The organism is Polynucleobacter sp. JS-JIR-II-c23, from assembly GCF_035011225.1.
GTDB lineage: Bacteria > Pseudomonadota > Gammaproteobacteria > Burkholderiales > Burkholderiaceae > Polynucleobacter.
This window is the reverse complement of record NZ_JAYGQT010000001.1, coordinates 1,489,991-1,507,026: the sequence shown is the minus strand read 5'-3', so window position 1 is coordinate 1,507,026 and position 17,036 is coordinate 1,489,991. Positions and strand designations below refer to the sequence as shown.

The 17,036-nt window shown below is 45.3% G+C and carries 21 protein-coding genes and 1 pseudogene; 9 read left to right on the top strand and 13 right to left on the bottom strand.

Features of this window, described 5'->3' with window-relative positions; genetic code table 11:
• Window positions 1–20: 20 nt before the first annotated feature.
• Window positions 21–215: a hypothetical protein gene (locus tag VC159_RS07660; protein WP_323473222.1), complete on the bottom strand. Its 195-nt coding sequence runs from the start codon at window positions 213–215 to the stop codon at window positions 21–23.
• Between the two features lie 166 nt (window positions 216–381).
• Between VC159_RS07660 and VC159_RS07655 the strand changes: the two genes are divergently transcribed.
• Genes VC159_RS07655 through VC159_RS07645 form a run of 3 tightly spaced genes read left to right on the top strand, consistent with a single transcriptional unit; the run spans window position 382 to window position 2,999 of the window.
• Window positions 382–1,239, top strand: coding sequence for an LOG family protein (locus VC159_RS07655; protein ID WP_323473221.1), 858 nt, complete (start codon window positions 382–384; stop codon window positions 1,237–1,239).
• A 26-nt stretch (window positions 1,240–1,265) separates the two neighbouring features.
• Entirely contained in the window at window positions 1,266–1,778 is a 513-nt protein-coding gene (locus VC159_RS07650; RefSeq protein WP_323473220.1) for a hypothetical protein, read from the top strand.
• A gap of 3 nt (window positions 1,779–1,781) precedes the next feature.
• Entirely contained in the window at window positions 1,782–2,999 is a 1,218-nt protein-coding gene (locus VC159_RS07645; RefSeq protein ID WP_323473219.1) for an NAD(P)/FAD-dependent oxidoreductase, read from the top strand.
• 20 nt (window positions 3,000–3,019) lie between these two features.
• On the opposite strand, the gene VC159_RS07640 is transcribed toward VC159_RS07645, so the two are convergent.
• A complete protein-coding gene (locus VC159_RS07640; protein WP_323473218.1) occupies window positions 3,020–3,781 on the bottom strand; it encodes a TerC family protein in 762 nt (253 codons plus the stop codon).
• Between the two features lie 80 nt (window positions 3,782–3,861).
• Entirely contained in the window at window positions 3,862–4,251 is a 390-nt protein-coding gene (locus tag VC159_RS07635; RefSeq protein WP_323473217.1) for a group II truncated hemoglobin, read from the bottom strand.
• Window positions 4,252–4,355: 104 nt separating this feature from the next.
• On the opposite strand from VC159_RS07635, the gene VC159_RS07630 reads away from it, so the two are divergent.
• Window positions 4,356–4,883, top strand: coding sequence for a hypothetical protein (locus VC159_RS07630; RefSeq protein ID WP_323473216.1), 528 nt, complete (start codon window positions 4,356–4,358; stop codon window positions 4,881–4,883).
• A 51-nt stretch (window positions 4,884–4,934) separates the two neighbouring features.
• Here VC159_RS07630 and VC159_RS07625 read toward each other — a convergent pair whose 3' ends face one another.
• On the bottom strand, window positions 4,935–5,156 hold the full coding sequence (locus VC159_RS07625; RefSeq protein WP_215359706.1) for a TIGR02450 family Trp-rich protein: 222 nt from the start codon (window positions 5,154–5,156) through the stop codon (window positions 4,935–4,937).
• Window positions 5,157–5,629: 473 nt separating this feature from the next.
• Here VC159_RS07625 and VC159_RS07620 point away from each other — a divergent pair, with 473 nt between their 5' ends.
• Window positions 5,630–6,679 carry a fumarylacetoacetate hydrolase family protein gene (locus VC159_RS07620; RefSeq protein ID WP_323473215.1) on the top strand — a complete coding sequence of 350 codons (1,050 nt, stop codon included), beginning with the start codon at window positions 5,630–5,632 and terminating at the stop codon, window positions 6,677–6,679.
• 39 nt (window positions 6,680–6,718) lie between these two features.
• On the opposite strand, the pseudogene VC159_RS07615 reads toward VC159_RS07620, so the two are convergent.
• Window positions 6,719–8,307 (bottom strand): annotated as a pseudogene (locus tag VC159_RS07615) (rhodanese homology domain-containing protein).
• Between the two features lie 360 nt (window positions 8,308–8,667).
• Between VC159_RS07615 and VC159_RS07610 the strand changes: the two are divergent.
• The gene (locus VC159_RS07610; protein WP_072582937.1) at window positions 8,668–8,856 is read left to right on the top strand and encodes a hypothetical protein; all 189 of its coding nucleotides are present in this window, start codon (window positions 8,668–8,670) and stop codon (window positions 8,854–8,856) included.
• A gap of 81 nt (window positions 8,857–8,937) precedes the next feature.
• On the opposite strand, the gene VC159_RS07605 is transcribed toward VC159_RS07610, so the two are convergent.
• Complete coding sequence (locus VC159_RS07605) at window positions 8,938–9,231, bottom strand: DUF1330 domain-containing protein (RefSeq protein ID WP_251367782.1); 294 nt, start codon at window positions 9,229–9,231, stop codon at window positions 8,938–8,940.
• A gap of 57 nt (window positions 9,232–9,288) precedes the next feature.
• Between VC159_RS07605 and VC159_RS07600 the strand changes: the two genes are divergently transcribed.
• Together VC159_RS07600 and mmsB are read left to right on the top strand one after the other, a co-directional pair.
• A complete protein-coding gene (locus tag VC159_RS07600; RefSeq protein WP_215359714.1) occupies window positions 9,289–9,558 on the top strand; it encodes a cupin in 270 nt (89 codons plus the stop codon).
• A gap of 25 nt (window positions 9,559–9,583) precedes the next feature.
• Window positions 9,584–10,462, top strand: a complete 879-nt coding sequence (gene mmsB, locus VC159_RS07595; protein ID WP_416350430.1) for a 3-hydroxyisobutyrate dehydrogenase — start codon at window positions 9,584–9,586, stop codon at window positions 10,460–10,462.
• Between the two features lie 13 nt (window positions 10,463–10,475).
• On the opposite strand, the gene selD is transcribed toward mmsB, so the two are convergent.
• The 7 genes from selD to VC159_RS07560 all read right to left on the bottom strand — a co-directional run bounded on the left by selD (window position 10,476) and on the right by VC159_RS07560 (window position 16,207).
• Window positions 10,476–11,546 (bottom strand): selenide, water dikinase SelD, encoded by a 1,071-nt coding sequence (gene selD, locus VC159_RS07590; protein WP_323473213.1) that lies wholly within the window; start codon window positions 11,544–11,546, stop codon window positions 10,476–10,478.
• Window positions 11,547–11,580: 34 nt separating this feature from the next.
• Window positions 11,581–12,132 (bottom strand): TlpA disulfide reductase family protein, encoded by a 552-nt coding sequence (locus tag VC159_RS07585; protein ID WP_323473212.1) that lies wholly within the window; start codon window positions 12,130–12,132, stop codon window positions 11,581–11,583.
• A 19-nt stretch (window positions 12,133–12,151) separates the two neighbouring features.
• Window positions 12,152–13,261 carry a transglutaminase-like domain-containing protein gene (locus VC159_RS07580; RefSeq protein WP_323473211.1) on the bottom strand — a complete coding sequence of 370 codons (1,110 nt, stop codon included), beginning with the start codon at window positions 13,259–13,261 and terminating at the stop codon, window positions 12,152–12,154.
• A gap of 53 nt (window positions 13,262–13,314) precedes the next feature.
• Complete coding sequence (locus VC159_RS07575) at window positions 13,315–14,595, bottom strand: DEAD/DEAH box helicase (RefSeq protein WP_323473210.1); 1,281 nt, start codon at window positions 14,593–14,595, stop codon at window positions 13,315–13,317.
• A 135-nt stretch (window positions 14,596–14,730) separates the two neighbouring features.
• On the bottom strand, window positions 14,731–15,309 hold the full coding sequence (locus VC159_RS07570) for a hypothetical protein (protein ID WP_323473209.1): 579 nt from the start codon (window positions 15,307–15,309) through the stop codon (window positions 14,731–14,733).
• Between the two features lie 20 nt (window positions 15,310–15,329).
• A complete protein-coding gene (locus tag VC159_RS07565) occupies window positions 15,330–15,764 on the bottom strand; it encodes a YbgC/FadM family acyl-CoA thioesterase (RefSeq protein WP_215359727.1) in 435 nt (144 codons plus the stop codon).
• An 11-nt stretch (window positions 15,765–15,775) separates the two neighbouring features.
• Window positions 15,776–16,207 (bottom strand): GNAT family N-acetyltransferase, encoded by a 432-nt coding sequence (locus tag VC159_RS07560; protein ID WP_251367784.1) that lies wholly within the window; start codon window positions 16,205–16,207, stop codon window positions 15,776–15,778.
• 162 nt (window positions 16,208–16,369) lie between these two features.
• On the opposite strand from VC159_RS07560, the gene VC159_RS07555 reads away from it, so the two are divergent.
• Window positions 16,370–16,951 (top strand): hypothetical protein, encoded by a 582-nt coding sequence (locus VC159_RS07555; protein ID WP_251367785.1) that lies wholly within the window; start codon window positions 16,370–16,372, stop codon window positions 16,949–16,951.
• Window positions 16,952–17,036 lie beyond the last annotated feature (85 nt).

Here is a 17,036-nt window from a genome sequence, read left to right as displayed (position 1 = left end):
TTGATAAGCAAAAGAAGAGATTACTTCTTAGCGTCAGCCGCAGCAGGCGCTACTGGAGCGGCTGCAGGAGCATCTTTCTTAGCTTCTTCCATATGAGCAGCTTCTGCACCATGCTTTTCGCCGCCCATATCAACGTTGCCGTCGCCTTTGAGGAGTAAGTAGGCAGTGGCACCAATTAAGACTAGTACCATAATGATGATTGAACGGTTGCTCATTGCTTTTCCTTCGATTTAGTTGAGATTCTGGCAATAGTAACTCGACTTTAGCACCAGGTAAATCCCAATAATCCCTAGAGTACCTTATCTTCGATAGAACTAGGTATTAACACTAGCTTAGTGTGCAGGTTAAGATTAGCCTATAGATACCCTCGAAGGTTGGAATATGAGTCCGAAACTCCCTATTAACAACTCACAGACGATTACTGAGTTTTTAAATTTACACAAGAGTCAAATAGCAGAAGAAGATTCAGAGGATTCTTATAAGTTTGCTTTTGGTGACGAAGCCTTTTTAGCTCGAAGAGAGACTATGGGTATTCGTTTTGAGTTGGAGTTACTCAAGCCTAATGTTCTGCTGAATGAGCAGGGCATTGAACATACGATTACTGTCTTTGGTTCAACTCGGTTTATTAGTCATGTTGAGGCATTGACTCTGAAGGAAAAGGCAAAGACTCCAGAGGAGATTGAGGCTGCTAACAAAGCGTTATTACACAGCAGCTACTACGAGTCAGCCCGAGAGTTCGGGTCATTAGTGGCTCACTACAACGCTACTCAGGAGAGCAACGCTAATAAGCTTCATATTTGCACTGGAGGCGGCCCTGGAATTATGGAGGCTGCTAATCGAGGTGCATTTGAGGTGGGCGATAAAACAATTGGCTTTAATATCAGCCTGCCTAGAGAGCAGCACCCTAATCAGTACATTAGCCCAGGACTCAGTTTTCGCTTTCATTACTTCGCACTGCGCAAGATGCACTTTATGTTGCGCGCTAGGGCGATCGTTGTTTACCCCGGGGGTTTTGGGTCCTTTGATGAGATGTTTGAGGTGCTCACCCTCATGCAGACCAAGAAAGTGGTCCGTATCCCGGTGATATTAGTGGGCAAGGCCTACTGGAATGACGTGATTAACTTTAATCATATGGTGGAATTCGGCGTGATTGATGAGGAAGATATGCAAACCATTCACTTCTCAGAGACTGCCCAGGAGGCTTGGCAGGTGATTCGGGATTGGTATCAATTGGGTTAACAAGTACTCGCCTGTAAAATCCCACTATGAATCCTTCGCAAACCAGCATCGCTACAGCTCTAGATCTTCCGGGTTATATCTTGGGTGGAACCATGCTCTTATTGGTTATGGTTTTTCATGGGGTGGTGCTGCTACAGATTGCTAAGCGCTATGAAGTAAAAACTTTTCTATATTTGGCTGAGAAAAAATACTCTGCTGTAGCTTTCTGTTTTTACGTAAGTGTCTTCTGTTTATTCTTAACCCATATCGCTGAAATACTGATTTGGGGTATTGCTTTGTACGCATTCAAGTTGCTGCCCGCTCTGGGGCAAAGCATTTTATTTAGTGGCAGCACATATACCGCAATGGGGTTCATGGAAGATATTCTTCCCGATGGCTGGAAGATGCTGGCAGTCATCATCGCTTTTTCTGGAATGTTTTCCTTTGCATGGACCGCATCAGTCATGATTTCCATGACGAAGAACTTCCGCCAAGCCTATACCAAGCTTCATATGAGAAAACTTAACATCTCATCTGACATCATTGATCGTTTTGAGTAATCGATGAGTAAAACTTGGGATGCCATCGTTATCGGCGGCGGCGCAGCTGGTTTATTTTGCGCAGGAGTTGCTGGCCAGTTAGGTAAAAAAGTACTTGTGCTGGATCATGCTGAGGTATTGGGCGAGAAGATTCGTATTAGCGGCGGTGGCCGTTGCAACTTCACCAATCTCCATAGCAGCCCAGCTAACTTCTTATCTCTCAATCAGCATTTTGTAAAAAGTGCACTCGCTAGATACCCCTCAACAGAATTTATCAAACTGGTGACATCCCATGGTATTCGTTACCATGAAAAACATCAGGGCCAATTATTTTGCGATGATTCTGCCAAACAAATCATTGAGCTATTGTTTGCAGAGTGCGCCAAAGGAAATGTGACCATACGTCATCCAGTCTCCGTGCAATCAATTGAGCAAGAGGATGATCGATGGCTCATCCAAACGAATGCTGGCACCGAAAAAACCAAGTCACTAGTCATGGCAACAGGTGGTTTACCAGTGCCCGCCATTGGAGCTACTGCTTATTCCTTGGATGTTGCAAAGCAGTTTGGATTAAATGTGGTTGATCCTAGGCCTGCTTTAGTACCACTCTCATTTACTGCAGATAACTTCGGTGATCTCAGTGAGTTGGCCGGTCTAGCTGTACCAGTCAGAATTGCCTCCGGTTCAAAGGGCCATCGTTATGGCGCCTGTAGATTCAATGAGGATTTGCTGCTAACTCACAAAGGCTTATCAGGTCCTGCGGTTCTTCAAGCAAGCAGTTATTGGGAAGAGGGCGAACCTATTCACATCGATTGGCTTGGCGCAATTGAGCGTCCTGGAGGATTTAATTGTGATGAACTCTTTAACAATGAAGAGAATCGCTTAAAGCTTACCGAAACGATTTTGGCTTCTGTTCTTCCTCAGCGCTTAGCTAAAGCATTTGCAGAGCAGCGCAATCTAATGGGTCGCAAATGGGCCGAAGTCTCTAAAAAAGACCGTCAAGCTCTTAAGGAGCTGCTAACGAACTGGTCTGTAAAGCCAGCAGGTACCTTAGGTTGGAAAAAAGCTGAGGTGATGTTGGGTGGCGTAGATACCAAAGAGCTCGATGGACAAACAATGATGTCGCGTAAATATCCGGGGCTATTCTTCATTGGTGAGTGCGTGGACGTCACTGGCCATTTGGGTGGACATAATTTCCAGTGGGCATGGGCCAGCGGCTACGCTTGTGCGCAATCCCTATAAATTTCTCATCACACCAGGGCTTACTTCAGTTTTTTCTTCTTTTCACGCGAGCGGATATTTAAAAGCTCAACCGATAAAGAAAATGCCATAGCAACGTAGACATAGCCTTTAGGAATATGAACGCCCATTCCTTCTGCGATCAGTACTACGCCTACAACCGTTAGAAACGATAAGGCCAATACTTTGATAGAGGGATGGCGCTGAACAAAATCCCCAATAGGCTTAGCGGCAATGAGCATGATGAGGACTGAAGCAAGGACTGCTGCGATCATCACGCTAATTTGATCCACCATACCCACTGCCGTAATGACGCTATCCAGAGAAAAAATAATATCTAGTAAGCCAATCTGTAGCACAGAGCCAATAAATAAAGAGAGCATTGACTTGGCGCGGCCTTTTCCTTGGGGGTCAATTAGTTCATCGCCATGCTCACCAACCTCTACTTCAATATAAATTTCCTTAGAGGCCTTCCAGATTAGGAAGAAGCCACCGAGCAATAAGATTAAATCTCTGCCGCTAATCAGGTGGTCGGAGATACTGAAGAGGGGGGTTGTGAGACCCATTACCCACGATAGACTTAGCAATAAAAGAATTCGGGTGACAAGCGCAAACAAAAGACCGAAGCGGCGAACCTTCCCCCGAATTTCAGAAGGGAGTCTGTTGGCGATAACGCTAATAAAAATGATGTTATCAATGCCGAGAATAATCTCAAGGGCAGAGAGCGTTAGAAAGGCAATCCAAGCATTGGGATCACTCAGGAGCTGCATCGTGCTTTCAATCATTTTCTACTTTATGAGTGGAACTATTAATTAGAGTTTAGCCAATAACGCCAAATCACTATTTCCGCTTAATGACCACATCATTAGTTGGGTTGATTTCTCATCCAATCCGCGGTGTTCAGAAAAGACTCTTCAAGTTGTTTCGCGGCATCACCAGTTATTCCGCACTCTTCCATAGCCTTATACATACAAGCTAGCCATTGATCCCGTTCTTTTAAACCAATCTTGAATGGCAGATGTCGAGCCCTTAGCATGGGGTGACCATATTTGGGTGAGTAGATATCAGGACCTCCCATCCAGCCGGCGAGGAAGAACTTGAGTTTTTCCCTGGAGCTGGAAAGGTCCTGAGGGTGCATGGACCTTAGATCCTCAAAATGGGGTTCTAAGGCCATTAAATCGTAAAAACGGTCTACTAATGCGTCAATTTGGTCTATGCCGCCTATAGACTCATAAATGGATATTTTTTCACTCATTTTGTCATTTTAATGCGGTAAATTCGGGGAATTGGCAGTTCGTCTATTTCGGTATAGAGTTAAATGCTAAAGCTTTATTAACCCTTGTTTATAGGAGTGTAAAAATGGATGCAAAAGAACTTCAAAAATGGCAGCGTGAAAAAGCAAAAGAATTATTTGATTACTCACATACTTTGCTTGAGGCAGCAAAAAAATTAAGTGAGCATCATATGGCAGAGATTGAGTGGGGCATGAAAAATGCTCTCGACAGTGCAAAGTCAGCCGCCAAAAATGATTTGGGTAAATTAAAAGACTTGCAAGAAGAAGCTGCAAAAGAAACTGCGAAACGTGCAGCTGCATATCAAAAGAAGGTAAAAGCAGTTTTAAAAGATCTCGGCGAAGGTGCTGCTGATGAAACTGAAAAGCATCTTGAGAAGGTTCGTAGCTCTTTGGTAACTTGGCTTGAGGACGCTGAAAATAAAATTCCAGCGCATGCTGACAAGCTATCTAAGGTAGTTCATGAAATGTCAACGACTGGTCAGAATATGTTTAAAGAAGGGCGCCGCATTGTGAACCAAGTGGCCGAGACTGCCGAAAAGAATATTGATGACCTGGTTAAAAAATCCGGGGGCAAGAAGAAGTCTGATGAATAGATCTGATTAGACTAGGCTAAAACAAAACCGCCTCAGAACTGGGGCGGTTTTTTATTTCCAGCCTTGTAACCATAGCTCACTATTGGTGAGATCACGCCATGCAATTTGCGTAGTTTGCTTCGAGTAGACCGCCTCAATTTCGACGAACTCAATTTTCTCGTTTGGTGGTTCTGGCAGGATTACTTTGCTCACCAAGAAATGCTTTTGTTTAGCAATCGGTTGAACTGCGGTCCATTTGGTGAGGAGTAATTTCTTGGGGCTGAGTCGATTCATCAGTAATGCATTCCGATTCTTTTTATAAGGCAGTGCACTGGAATTCTTGACCATTGATCAAAAGCAATCCTGAGGAGGGAGAAAATACGGTCTTCGATTGATTGGTTTGACCTGAGCATTTTTCATCAAAGTAGCTTTGGGTACCCAAACTACCGCAATAATCCAGTACCGCCCCCTTAAATTCCATTTGGGCCTTTCGGAGCACCATGGAAATTTTAGACTCGGAAGGGGAGCTACAACTCCAAGTGGTGTATGTCTCTCGACCGCAGGCACTGAGCCCGAGAAGGATCACAAGGCAGATGGCTAGGCCAATTGGGTGTGGGGTCTTCAAGAGATACATTACTAGAGGATAGCGATATTTCCAAAATTTCGCCTAAGAAACAGGTTTGGTATTAATATTTATGGCAGATTGTTTAATAAACAACAAATAAGTCTTAATAAGACATTTAAAACAAAATATTGAAGGAGATGCTGTGGATACAAATCGGAGAGATGCGCTTAAATTGGGTGCATCTGCTGCTATTAGCAGTATGTTTATTTCCAATGCAATTGCTGCTACTGATAGTCAGCCGCCGATTGTGGTGGAGCCATTGACTGGTAAAGCGGGCCTTAGAATTGCAAACTATTTGCCTAAAATGGGTGCCACCTCAAGATTAGGTTTGGTTACCAATGACGGTATGGTGGTTGATATTCCTACAGAAGCGGCTCGTCAAAAAGTACAGCTCTCATTTGATCCTACCTCAATGATTTCATTGGCTGCCTCTGGCAACAAAGGTTTACTAGAGTTGGCAACATTATTTAAAGGTCGCGGAAGTAATTTAGCGAATGTGAATAATGTGGTTTTGCTATCACCTATTCCTAAGCCACAAAGCAATATTTATTGCGTGGGCTGGAATTACCTAGACCATTTTGAAGAGGGCCTCAAGCATCGTGCTGATACTGCTGTAAAAGAGTATCCAAAGGTTCCTGTGCTTTTTACTAAAGGCACGCAAACCATGAATGGCCCGTTCGACAACATCCCTTATGATGCTGGCATCTCCACCATGATTGACTGGGAGGCTGAGTTAGCAGTGGTAATTGGTAAAAAGGGTAAGAATATTTCTGAAGAGAATGCAATGGACTATGTCTTTGGCTATTCTGCCTATAACGACACTACGGCGCGTGATATTCAGCAAAAACGTCAGTCCGGTCAATGGTTTAAAGGCAAGAGCTTAGATGGTCACGGTCCGATGGGTCCCTGGGTTGTTACTGCAGGTGGCGTCAATTTAGATGACGCGCGCATTATTTGCCGTGTGAATGGCGTAGAAAAGCAAAACGCTAGTTACAAGCAAATGTATTTCAAGATCCCAGCAATTATTGCCGAGCTATCGCGTGGCTTAACATTACTGCCGGGCGACATTATTGCAACCGGCACTCCTTCTGGGGTTGGCGCAGGTAGAACTCCTCAGGAGTTTATGAAGCCAGGTGATGTTATGGAAACAAACATCACTGGCATCGGCATTATCCGTAACAAGATTGTTTAACCGATCAACTCGTTAAGCTTTTAGAACAACAGCAAGGACCTAGAGCACCCAGAAGTGATGGGTTCCGTCCTTGCCTAGTTGTTCCACTAAACCAAACTCCCAATCAAGATATGCCTGCATCGCTGCAGGATCTACGCTCGTGCCTTCATAGGGGCGCTTATAGCGATCCAGAGGAGGCGAGGCTAAATGACTCGGGCCTTTCTCCAGCTCAAACCCTGCTTTTACCCAGGCAGCATTGCCGCCCTCCAAAACGAGGACCTCGGCTTTAGTCAAAGCTTGCACTTCCTGAGCAGCAAAGAGGCTTAATTCAGGTGGTGTGCTGGTAATGACATAGCGATCTACCTGGGGAATTTTTTCATTGCTTCTGCTAGTTGGGATCGAAGGGCATACCAACTTCCAGGGATGTGTCCTTTAACGTAGTTAGCATGGGTGCTGAAATCAATGGCAATCGTATTGCTATCACTCTTAAGCCAGTTGGAAACGGTCGCGGCATCTACGCTTTCAATTGTTGGAAGAGCGGGTAGGGGTGCCTTCCATATACCTTTTTCTGTGAGATCGGAGGTAATTACTCCATCAAGAACATAAATATCCCAAGCCATTTGGGCCAACCAAGATGCTGGCATATTGGCGCGTACTCCACCGCCACTGGGGTCTGCCAACACTACACGTGCACCACGAACCGGAGCAACCATCTCCGTTTCTTGTACAAGCTGTCCACCTGGTACCGATCTAAAGCCGGGAAGATGACCTGCTTCATATTCTTCCGGAGTGCGCGTATCAAAGAAATAAGTTGTTCGATCAGATTGCGCTTTCCATGTCTGTACATCGCCCAGGCTAGCGCGCTTAACCCCTGCACGATCAGCAACGCTGCGAGCGCGAATTGCCGCCTCGTTTCTTGTATCGTCACTCACTTCCTGAAACTTTCTGCTTTGCCCTTTATCCAATTCTTGACCAGCAAGCGTCCAGCCAATCGTGCCATTACGTAGTGCATTGACTTCATTTGGAATGCCAGCATTAATTAGTGACTGCGTGCCAATAATGCTACGAGTTCTGCCAGCGCAGTTCACAATCACTTTTGTCTTTGGGTTAGGCGCTAATTCTGGGAGACGCAAAACTAGCTCTGCGCCCGGAACACTAATACCGGTTGGAATACTCATGGTGTTGTATTCATCAAAGCGGCGCACATCAACAACAACGACATCTTCTTTGTTATCGATTAATTGCTTTACTTCTTGCGCTGATAAAGAGGGGGTATGGGCTTTGGATTCTACAAACTCACCAAATGATTTGCTGGGAACGTTTACATCTTTGAATACTTCACCGCCAGCTACTTTCCAACCTTGAACACCTCCCTCAAAAACTGATACATCGGTGTACCCAAGATTGATTAAACGTTGCGCAGCTAATTGAGCAAAACCTTCACCATCATCAAGAGTGACGATGGGTACGTTTTTCTTTGGTAGCTTTGCGTAAGCATCAATCTCTACTCTGGAAAGAGGGAGGTTTGCGGCAAAGAGGGGATGCTCTTGCGCATGAGGATCCTCCTCGCGCACATCTAAAAATGCAATTTCTTCTTTATTAAGAAGTTTATTGCGAACGAATGAATGATTTTTGGTTTGCATGGTCATACTGTCTCTCGGATCTTTTATGGAGTCATTATCTTTTAATCTGACCCTGCATTGAATTATTGGAGGCCAGAAGGTCTTTCCTAAAGACTGTCCGTGGAGAGCCGTAGACCAGTTAAAAGAAAGGCCAAGCGCTCATTTTGGGGTGAGCGGAGAACCCAATAAGGCGGCAAATAGGCAATAAAGGCGATTTTCCGGGGATTTTTTATCCTTTTTGGGCAATTTTGGTTCATTAAGGCTATTTTGAATTAACCCGCAAATATAAGAGTTATCCCTGATTTGGGGGGCGATTTTCTATGGTTTTTATGGGGATATACTGACTTCGCTGTCAGTATAAATATTCATTTGTTAATAGGAGACGAGATGTCACAACACGATACATTGTTGGCTGCTTTTGAAGCTTACAAAGCTGAAAACGAAAAATTTATTGAAAAAGGTATTAAGGCATCTGCTGCTCGCGCACGTAAGGCCTTGCAAGAAATCGCCGGTGCCTGCAAAGAGCGCCGCAAAGAAATCACTGCTGCTAAAGAGGCGATGGAAGCTAAGAAGTAATTCTCACTCCAGACTGATTGATAAGCCTAGCTTTTACGAGCTAGGCTTTTTTATTGGTGACTTGCACTTTCAGTGCTGTGCTTAGATAGCAATGCTAAACAAAGTGAGTTTCATTGCCTGGCTGCGGATGTGCACTAGCGTTTGGTATTCAGGGCTATTGGCCCAGGCATGAGCATCCTGTATTTCAGTAAACTCAAGCTCTACGAAAGTGCTAAAGGGTGCGATCCCCAGTTCATTCCAAAAGAGCTCTGCAACGGAACCCCGATTTTTGATGGAGCCTTTATAGAGCTCAACCGTTTGCCCAACTTGAGAGCGGTATTGTTCAAAAGCGCTTTGATCTATTAGCTCCATCAGCCCAATGACTTTCACCATCATGACTCCTTATATAAATTACCTTATGCTAAGAGAGTATATCCACGCTATAGTTAGACCATGAATACAGAGCAATTTCAACTGTTGCTTGAGAAGGAAGGATTTCCTGAGCCGGTAGAGGTTCAGCAAGTTCCTAATGGTCAACTTGGTCAGCATGAGCATCCATTTGAAGTGAAGGCTTTAGTAGTTGAGGGCAGTATCGATATCGTCTTACATGGGGAAAGCAGAACCTATAACACTGGCGATGTATTTGAACTGGGTTATAAAGAAGTGCATTCCGAGTCCTATGGGTCTGAAGGCGTCAAATATCTCGCCTCTAGAAAACAATAAACAATATTCAGAAATTTGGAGTGATATGAAAATCGGATTTATTGGGCTTGGCAACATGGGATTACCAATGGCCCTGAACTTATTAAAAGCAGGGCATCAAGTTACAGGCTTCGATTTGGTAAAAAGCCAGATTGATGCCTTTGCAGCTGCAGGAGGTAGCGTTGCAGCAAATGCAAACGACACCGCAAAAGATGTCGATGTTTTGATCAGCATGCTGCCAGCCTCTCGTCATGTGGAGGGCTTGTATCTTGGCGATGCCGGTTTGTTGGCAAGCGCGAACCATAAAACATTGCTTATTGATTGCTCAACGATTTCACCAAAGGTAGCGCAAGCCGTTGCTGCTGCCGCCAAAGCAAAAGGGTTTGCCATGATTGATGCGCCAGTCTCGGGTGGGACTGCAGGTGCGCAAGCGGGCACTTTAACGTTTATGGTCGGTGGCGAAACAAGTGCTGTTGAGTGCGCACGTCCTTTATTGGAGACGATGGGTAAGAATATCTTTCACGCTGGGGGCAATGGAGCGGGGCAGACTGTCAAAGTCTGCAACAACATGATGTTAGGTATTCAGATGTTGGGAACGAGTGAGGCACTGCGATTAGGAATCGCCAATGGTATGGATCCTAAAGTGCTATCTGACATCATGTCTAAGAGTTCAGGGCGCAACTGGGCTTTGGAGTTATATAACCCCTGTCCGGGTGTCATGGAAAATGTGCCTTCCTCAAAAGGCTATGCTGGCGGTTTTGGTGTAGATCTCATGCTCAAAGACATGGGGCTGGCAGTGGAGAATGCAGAAGATCTAGATGCTAGTGTTCCTCTTGGGAAATTAGCGCAGCAACTCTATGAGAGTCACAGCAAAGCTGGTAATGGCCAACTGGATTTCTCAAGCGTCTTTAATTTAAAAAAATAAATTACTAAGCTTCCTAAGAAATAACCAGCGGCTTTCCTTGGCGCTTGCTCATTTGGCCAATGACGCGGGCACCTAGGAAATGATGTTGATTAAATATATCCAACACTTCTTTAACGCTCTCAGGACTGCAGGATACTAATAGGCCACCACTGGTTTGTGGGTCGGTCAATAAAGCGCGTTGAGCTGGTGTGAAGTCTGCGGGAGTCCCAACTTCATCGCCATAGCTAAGCCAGTTACGATCTGATGCGCCGGTAATAACGCCCTCATCAGCCAGCGTTTGTACATTAGATAGCAGGGGCACTTGGCTCCAATCAATATGCGCTGTGCAGTTGGAGGCTCGTGAGAGTTCTAAAGTATGGCCAGCCAATCCAAAGCCAGTCACATCTGTTAATGCATGTACGCCAGCTAGTTTGGCTAAATCAGGGCCGGCAGAATTCAGCTTAGTGGTATTGGAGATCATCTCTCGATAGCCATCTGGCCCCAAAAGATCTTTTTTCAGCGCGGCAGATAAAACACCGACACCCAATGGTTTGCCGAGAATGAGTACGTCTCCCGGTTTGGCGCTAGCATTACTCTTCACGCGCTTAGGATCCACGATGCCAATAGCTACTAGTCCATAGATAGGCTCTACAGAATCAATCGTATGACCACCAGCAATAGGAATACCGGCGCCACGACAAGCTTCAGCGCCACCCTCTAGAATTCGGGCAATGGTTTTATTAGATAAGACCTTAATTGGCATTCCGACTAAGGCAAGTGCGAATAGGGGTGTGCCACCCATTGCATAGATATCGCTGATCGCATTCGTAGCGGCAATTTTCCCGAAATCAAACGGATCATCCACAATCGGCATGAAAAAATCCGTTGTGGCTACGATTGCTTGAGACTCATTGATTTGATAAACAGCGGCATCATCAGAGGTTTCAATGCCAATGAGCAACTCTTTTGGAAATGGCAGCTGAGGTACGTTCTGAAGGATTTCAGAAAGAACACCGGGGGCAATTTTGCAGCCGCAGCCTCCTCCGTGAGAGAGGGAGGTAAGGCGTGGTTCGGTAGGGGAATTTGCTGTGTTCACGGTATTCATATAGCGAGAGTATCAGATGCAGAACGGAGTTTGTTTATTGGCGTAGCAGGGATTCTATTTTCCCCTTGACCTCGTTGCTATCAACGTTCTCGATAGCACCAATCCAAACCCCTTCAATCTTGCCGCTTTTACTAACAAGAAAGGTGGTGGGTAATCCACGGGCTTTCCAGGACTTATAGGCGGTGCTATTGCGATCAAACAAGATTTCAAGACTGTTTTCAGGAAAGCCATTGCCTTTTAAAAACTGCATGACACGCGGTTTCATTTCAGCAAGATTCACTGCTAAAACGACGAGGCCTTTTGAGCTGTAGTTTTCCTGTAACTGGGCAAGCTCTTCAAATTCTTCGCGGCAAGGTTCACACCAACTGGCCCAAAAGTTCACCACAACAACCTTACCCTTGAGGCTGGATAGATCTACTGATTTACCAGATAGATTATTAAGCTGTAGAGATGGAGCTATTGATGGGAGCCCAAGCTGAGCTGGCATACGCCACTCTGCTCTAGCTGAAAGGCTAAATAAGGTCAGAAAAGAAAAAACCAGCACAAGAGAAAATTCTCGAGCTGGCTTATACACAAATGACTTCATCCAATTTCTCAATGAAGAATTAGCCAATACGTCTGCTAGTAATTTTGTACTTGAAGTTATCCGGATCAAGAGAGTCAAACCGGCCTTCATTATTTTCGGCTTGGGGATACATTAAGAATGGAATGTCACCTTTACTGCCGAGCTTGGAGCCTGGCAATGCGATGTCATGGTCATAGTTATAGGCCATCCAGTTCATTTCCCAATTACCAAAGAGGTAATCACGAATGGCGATCACTTTTGGATCAGTCACAGCTAGACCACCAGTTTCTTCAAGGATTACTTTACGAACGTCTGCTGGATCAACGGGTACCCAGCCATAACCTGATGCATAAAACTCAGCACGGCAATGTTGCGCTTTAGTAATATCGCCTGACTTACCTAAGCTCTTATAGCCGCGCGCAGAATCGGCAATACGAATGCCGTAGACGTCACGCGCTGGTAAGCCGGCTGAACGCGCTAGCGCTACAAAAACGGCGTTGATATCAGCGCACTTGCCACCAAGGTTATTGGTTTCGAGCATGAGCTTGACATCGCCTTGACCGCAACCACGTGTTTTTGGGTCACGATGGGTGTTATCTACCACCCAGTTATAGATTGCTTTGGCTTTATCAACATCACTAGCGTTGGCTGGCAATTTGGCAAGTGCCTCTTGCGCTTTGGCTTTCACAATGCCATCGGTGGGGAGGTATTTAGTAGGGCGAGTCCAAAAGCTTTGGTCAGCTTTGGAGAGCTTGAGCGCGGGATCTGGTGCTGAGAGCTCTAGGTTGCGATTACGAGTGCTTACCAAGATAGAAACTTTGACGCTATGAGTGGTTGCTGCAGCATCCCATTTGGTCCATACCATGCGCGCTTGCTTATCCGGAGTCTCATACATTTGGGTTGTCGCTTTAGGATCGCTTGCTTCTGAACGGATAGCGATAGTGCGAAAATAACCCGTATCCAAAACGAGAGGCAATGGAATCCAGCTCTGTGCGATGCCTTTAGGTGACTCTAAATTCACCTCAGTCACGATTTCGTATGTATTCCACTCGAGTGAAGATTGAGCAAATGCAGAGGCAATTGGGCTGAGCGTTGGCAATGCTAATGCGCCAACAATGGTTTTGATGGCTGAGCGGCGTGATGGAGTCATATTAGATTAACGGGGTAGTAATAAAAAATAAGCTTAGTATTTTAAAGAATTAATTAACGATTAAAAATTCTTTTAGGTGGGCTGCTACGCTTGGCAGGAGCCTTCTTCGCTGGAGCTCCAGCTGTCCCAGCAGGCCTTGGCTTGCGAGATTGCTGGTGTTGCTGACTGCGCAACTGAATCGGTTGCGCCACGGCATTTGGATCTGGTTCAAAACCGGCAATCACTTCTTGCGGCAATTTTTGTTTAATAAGTTTTTCAATATCTCTGAGCATTTGATGTTCATCAACGCACACCAAAGAAACTGCTACGCCATTTGAGCCTGCGCGACCAGTACGTCCAATGCGATGTACATAATCTTCAGAAACGTTTGGAAGATCGTAGTTCACTACGTGAGGGAGCTGGTCAATGTCGATACCGCGTGCAGCAATATCAGTGGCAACTAATGCAGTTAACTTACCGGCTTTGAAATCAGCTAATGCTTTGGTACGAGCGCTTTGGCTTTTATTGCCATGAATGGCCATGCTGGTGATGCCATCCTTTTCCAGCTGAGTAACTAACTTATTCGCGCCATGCTTGGTACGTGTAAAAACCAGCACCTGCTTCCAGTCGTTAGTCTTTATGAGATGGGCTAGCAGAGGATGCTTCTTCGTTCTATCAACCGGATGAATCAACTGGGCAATTGCTTCGTTGGTGCTATTACTACGAGCCACCTCAATCAACTCAGGCGAATTGAGCAAGCCGTCTGCTAATTGTTTAATTTCGGTAGAGAAAGTTGCTGAGAACAAAAGATTCTGACGCTTCTTAGGTAAGGCAGCCAAGATCTTTTTAATGTCTCGTAAGAAGCCCATATCAAGCATGCGATCAGCTTCATCTAAAACCAAAGTCTCAATGTCGTTTAGCGATACGCAATTTTGTGACATGAGGTCAAGCAGTCGACCTGGTGTAGCTACCAATATATCGAGACCGCCAGCAATGGCTTTGATTTGCGGATTAGCGCCAACTCCGCCAAAAATTACTGTAGATTTCAAGCCAGTATATTTTCCATAAGTCACAACAGACTCTTGGACTTGAGCAGCTAACTCACGAGTGGGAGTCAAAATTAGTACTCGCAATAATCTTTTGCCACCAGATTTAGGGGCGCTACTTAAACGTTGCAGAATTGGAAGCGTAAAGCCAGCCGTTTTTCCTGTGCCGGTTTGAGCGGCAGCCAAAAGGTCACCACCTTTTAAGACGGCAGGAATCGATTTTGCTTGAATTGGGGTGGGGCTGGTGTAGCCTTCTTCAGCAATAGCGCGAAGAATGGGTTCTGATAAACCAAGATCTGTAAATAACATAGGGACCAATAAAGTATTGACCCGTATTCAATTAAACGACTATCCCGGCCAATGGGGTGAGCTGCCACGCTAGAGCGTTTGCAGTAAGAGCCTTTATTTTAAGTCATCAACCCCAAAAGTCAGGTAATTAGAGAATTACGCCGGATTCCAGAGGTTGGGCACGACAGTATTGGCATAACCGGATACAAATGACTTTTCTGCACCAGTTGCAGGATCAAATACCGAGCGATGAATGCGGCCGATATTGCCACCATACACGTGAATGCTGATCGAAGTTTTATCACTCAAGCTGTTCTCGACTACATGAATGTCATGCGTATCGGGTGATACGGTATCAACGTGCCCAGGCAGGCTGACACATGCATGGCCTGCCTTGAAACTGGAATCTGCTTGGCGATAGTAGGGGGTGCCCGTTTCTTCACCACGTAATTGACCAATCATTCCCCAAACGGTGTGATTGTGTAGTGGTGTTTTTTGCCCTGGCCCCCACACGAAACTCACTACAGAGAATCGATCTAATGGGTCTGCATAGAGAAGATATTGCTGGTAGTACTGCGGGTGCGGTTTAGTGAACTCTTCTGGCAGCCAATCATCTGCTGCAATCAGTTTCTCTAGTATTTTCTTGCCTTTACTAAAGACGATCTCTTCACTTGGCTTTTGTTCAAGCAGCAAGCTAAGCTCTTTCACGAAGGTCAGTAATTTACCGTCAGACATTTTTTGCTCCATTACATACATTACTCGTCTTGGAATACACAATCAGGCCATGCCTTAGGCTTAAGTGTGTTCGTATCAACACAAACGATATGTAGCACGGCGCTTGCAATCACTTGGAATTCTTCGCTATCAGGGAGCTTTCTTTGCGCAGTCTGTTTAACACTCACCTGAGTGCGTCCACGATGTTCAATTACTTGATCTATGTAAAGCAAGTCATCTAGACGCCCTGGTTTATAGAAGTTCATTGTGAGTTCGCGCAACGGCATCACCATATTAAATTCATTCTCGAGTTTGGTAGGGCTTAAGCCTTTTTGGGCAAGCCATTCTGCGCGACTACGTTCAAAAATCTCGAGATAACGTCCGTGATAGACAAAACCCGCTGCATCTGTATCGGAGTAACAGACTCGATGGGTATAAGTAAATACAGCAGGGTTTGGGTTGTGGGTAGTTGTCATCGATTGGTAAGCTAGTTTGGCAATATAAGAATCATATTACGGTGGGGCATACCTACCTCATCATATATGGGGCCTTCAGGTTTAAAGCCTAGCTTTTCATAGAAGGGGATGGCAACCACTTGGGAGTGCAACACAATCGATTTTGCCCCTTGGGTTTTGGCCAGGACCACCAATTTCTCTAGAATTTGCAGTCCTATGCCCTGATTTCTGAATGGGGCCAAGATGGCCATGCGTCCAATTTGATATAGCCCGCCGCCCAGATCTACCAGTCTTCCAGTGCCAATACAACGTGCCTCTAGATAGGTTAGGGCATGTGCTGCAGAGGGGTCAAATTCGTCTAATTCAAGCTCTGCTGGAACCTTTTGCTCCCGTATGAATACCTCCTGGCGCACCAAAAAGGCGTCTACCTCAGCTTCTTTCCAGGGTTTTATCAATATTTCCAAGATTCCCAATACCTCCAAGTGCTAATTCCCATCCAATTTACCAAATAAAGGTGAGTATGAGCACGGTTCGAAGCCGTACAAAAGTGCCCCATTCCATGGTTACAATGAATCGTGGCTCTGTATTGGGCCCATCCGTAACCTTTTACTCAACTAGGAGTTATCTTGAAGAAATCTTTATTAGCTGGTTTGTTTGCTGCAGTAGGCGTTACCTTTGCAAGCTCTGTTTTTGCTCAGCTCCCTGCAAAGATGTTGCCTTTAGCCGCTGACGTTGTTGTTTTGAGCGCAACCGTTGATTCAGTAGATGCAAAGAAGCGTATCGTTGTATTGAAAGATGCTAATGGTAATTTGGCGCAGATGAACGTTGCTAAATCTATTAATGATTTGGATAAGGTTAAAAAGGGCGACGTGTTCTTGGTTGAGCATGCACAGGCAGTTGCTGTTGGCTTAACTGCTGTTGGTAAAGATCAAAAACCAGGTGTTTCAGGCGTACGCTCTGTAGTGATCGCTGGCAAAGGCGCTGCTAAGCCATTTGAAGAGACAACAGAAACTGTTTATGCAACTGTAAAGATTTCAACCATTGATCAAAAGACACGTATCGTGACTTTCACATTGCCAAGCGGCGAGAAGCAAAAAGTTAAAGTAGATCCGGCTGTTCTTGGTCTTGAGAAGTTCAAAGCTGGTGATGACGTGATGGTTGAGTTTGTTGACGACACAGCAATTGGCTTTGTAACACCTAAGAAGTAAGTATGAAATAAGCAGTAAATAACTAGGCTTTACGCTAGTTGTAAAAAAGCCCGCAGATGCGGGCTTTTTGCTTAATGGGGCTAGA

Excerpts from the sequence above, each read along its gene's own strand:
- VC159_RS07660 (WP_323473222.1), bottom strand. The coding sequence starts at position 215 with ATGAGCAACCGTTCAATCATCATTATGGTACTAGTCTTAATTGGTGCC.
- VC159_RS07655 (WP_323473221.1), top strand. The coding sequence starts at position 382 with ATGAGTCCGAAACTCCCTATTAACAACTCACAGACGATTACTGAGTTT.
- VC159_RS07650 (WP_323473220.1), top strand. The coding sequence starts at position 1,266 with ATGAATCCTTCGCAAACCAGCATCGCTACAGCTCTAGATCTTCCGGGT.
- VC159_RS07645 (WP_323473219.1), top strand. The coding sequence starts at position 1,782 with ATGAGTAAAACTTGGGATGCCATCGTTATCGGCGGCGGCGCAGCTGGT.
- VC159_RS07640 (WP_323473218.1), bottom strand. The coding sequence starts at position 3,781 with ATGATTGAAAGCACGATGCAGCTCCTGAGTGATCCCAATGCTTGGATT.
- VC159_RS07635 (WP_323473217.1), bottom strand. The coding sequence starts at position 4,251 with ATGAGTGAAAAAATATCCATTTATGAGTCTATAGGCGGCATAGACCAA.
- VC159_RS07630 (WP_323473216.1), top strand. The coding sequence starts at position 4,356 with ATGGATGCAAAAGAACTTCAAAAATGGCAGCGTGAAAAAGCAAAAGAA.
- VC159_RS07625 (WP_215359706.1), bottom strand. The coding sequence starts at position 5,156 with ATGAATCGACTCAGCCCCAAGAAATTACTCCTCACCAAATGGACCGCA.
- VC159_RS07610 (WP_072582937.1), top strand. The coding sequence starts at position 8,668 with ATGTCACAACACGATACATTGTTGGCTGCTTTTGAAGCTTACAAAGCT.
- VC159_RS07605 (WP_251367782.1), bottom strand. The coding sequence starts at position 9,231 with ATGATGGTGAAAGTCATTGGGCTGATGGAGCTAATAGATCAAAGCGCT.
- VC159_RS07600 (WP_215359714.1), top strand. The coding sequence starts at position 9,289 with ATGAATACAGAGCAATTTCAACTGTTGCTTGAGAAGGAAGGATTTCCT.
- mmsB (WP_416350430.1), top strand. The coding sequence starts at position 9,584 with ATGAAAATCGGATTTATTGGGCTTGGCAACATGGGATTACCAATGGCC.
- selD (WP_323473213.1), bottom strand. The coding sequence starts at position 11,546 with ATGAATACCGTGAACACAGCAAATTCCCCTACCGAACCACGCCTTACC.
- VC159_RS07585 (WP_323473212.1), bottom strand. The coding sequence starts at position 12,132 with ATGAAGTCATTTGTGTATAAGCCAGCTCGAGAATTTTCTCTTGTGCTG.
- VC159_RS07580 (WP_323473211.1), bottom strand. The coding sequence starts at position 13,261 with ATGACTCCATCACGCCGCTCAGCCATCAAAACCATTGTTGGCGCATTA.
- VC159_RS07575 (WP_323473210.1), bottom strand. The coding sequence starts at position 14,595 with ATGTTATTTACAGATCTTGGTTTATCAGAACCCATTCTTCGCGCTATT.
- VC159_RS07570 (WP_323473209.1), bottom strand. The coding sequence starts at position 15,309 with ATGTCTGACGGTAAATTACTGACCTTCGTGAAAGAGCTTAGCTTGCTG.
- VC159_RS07565 (WP_215359727.1), bottom strand. The coding sequence starts at position 15,764 with ATGACAACTACCCACAACCCAAACCCTGCTGTATTTACTTATACCCAT.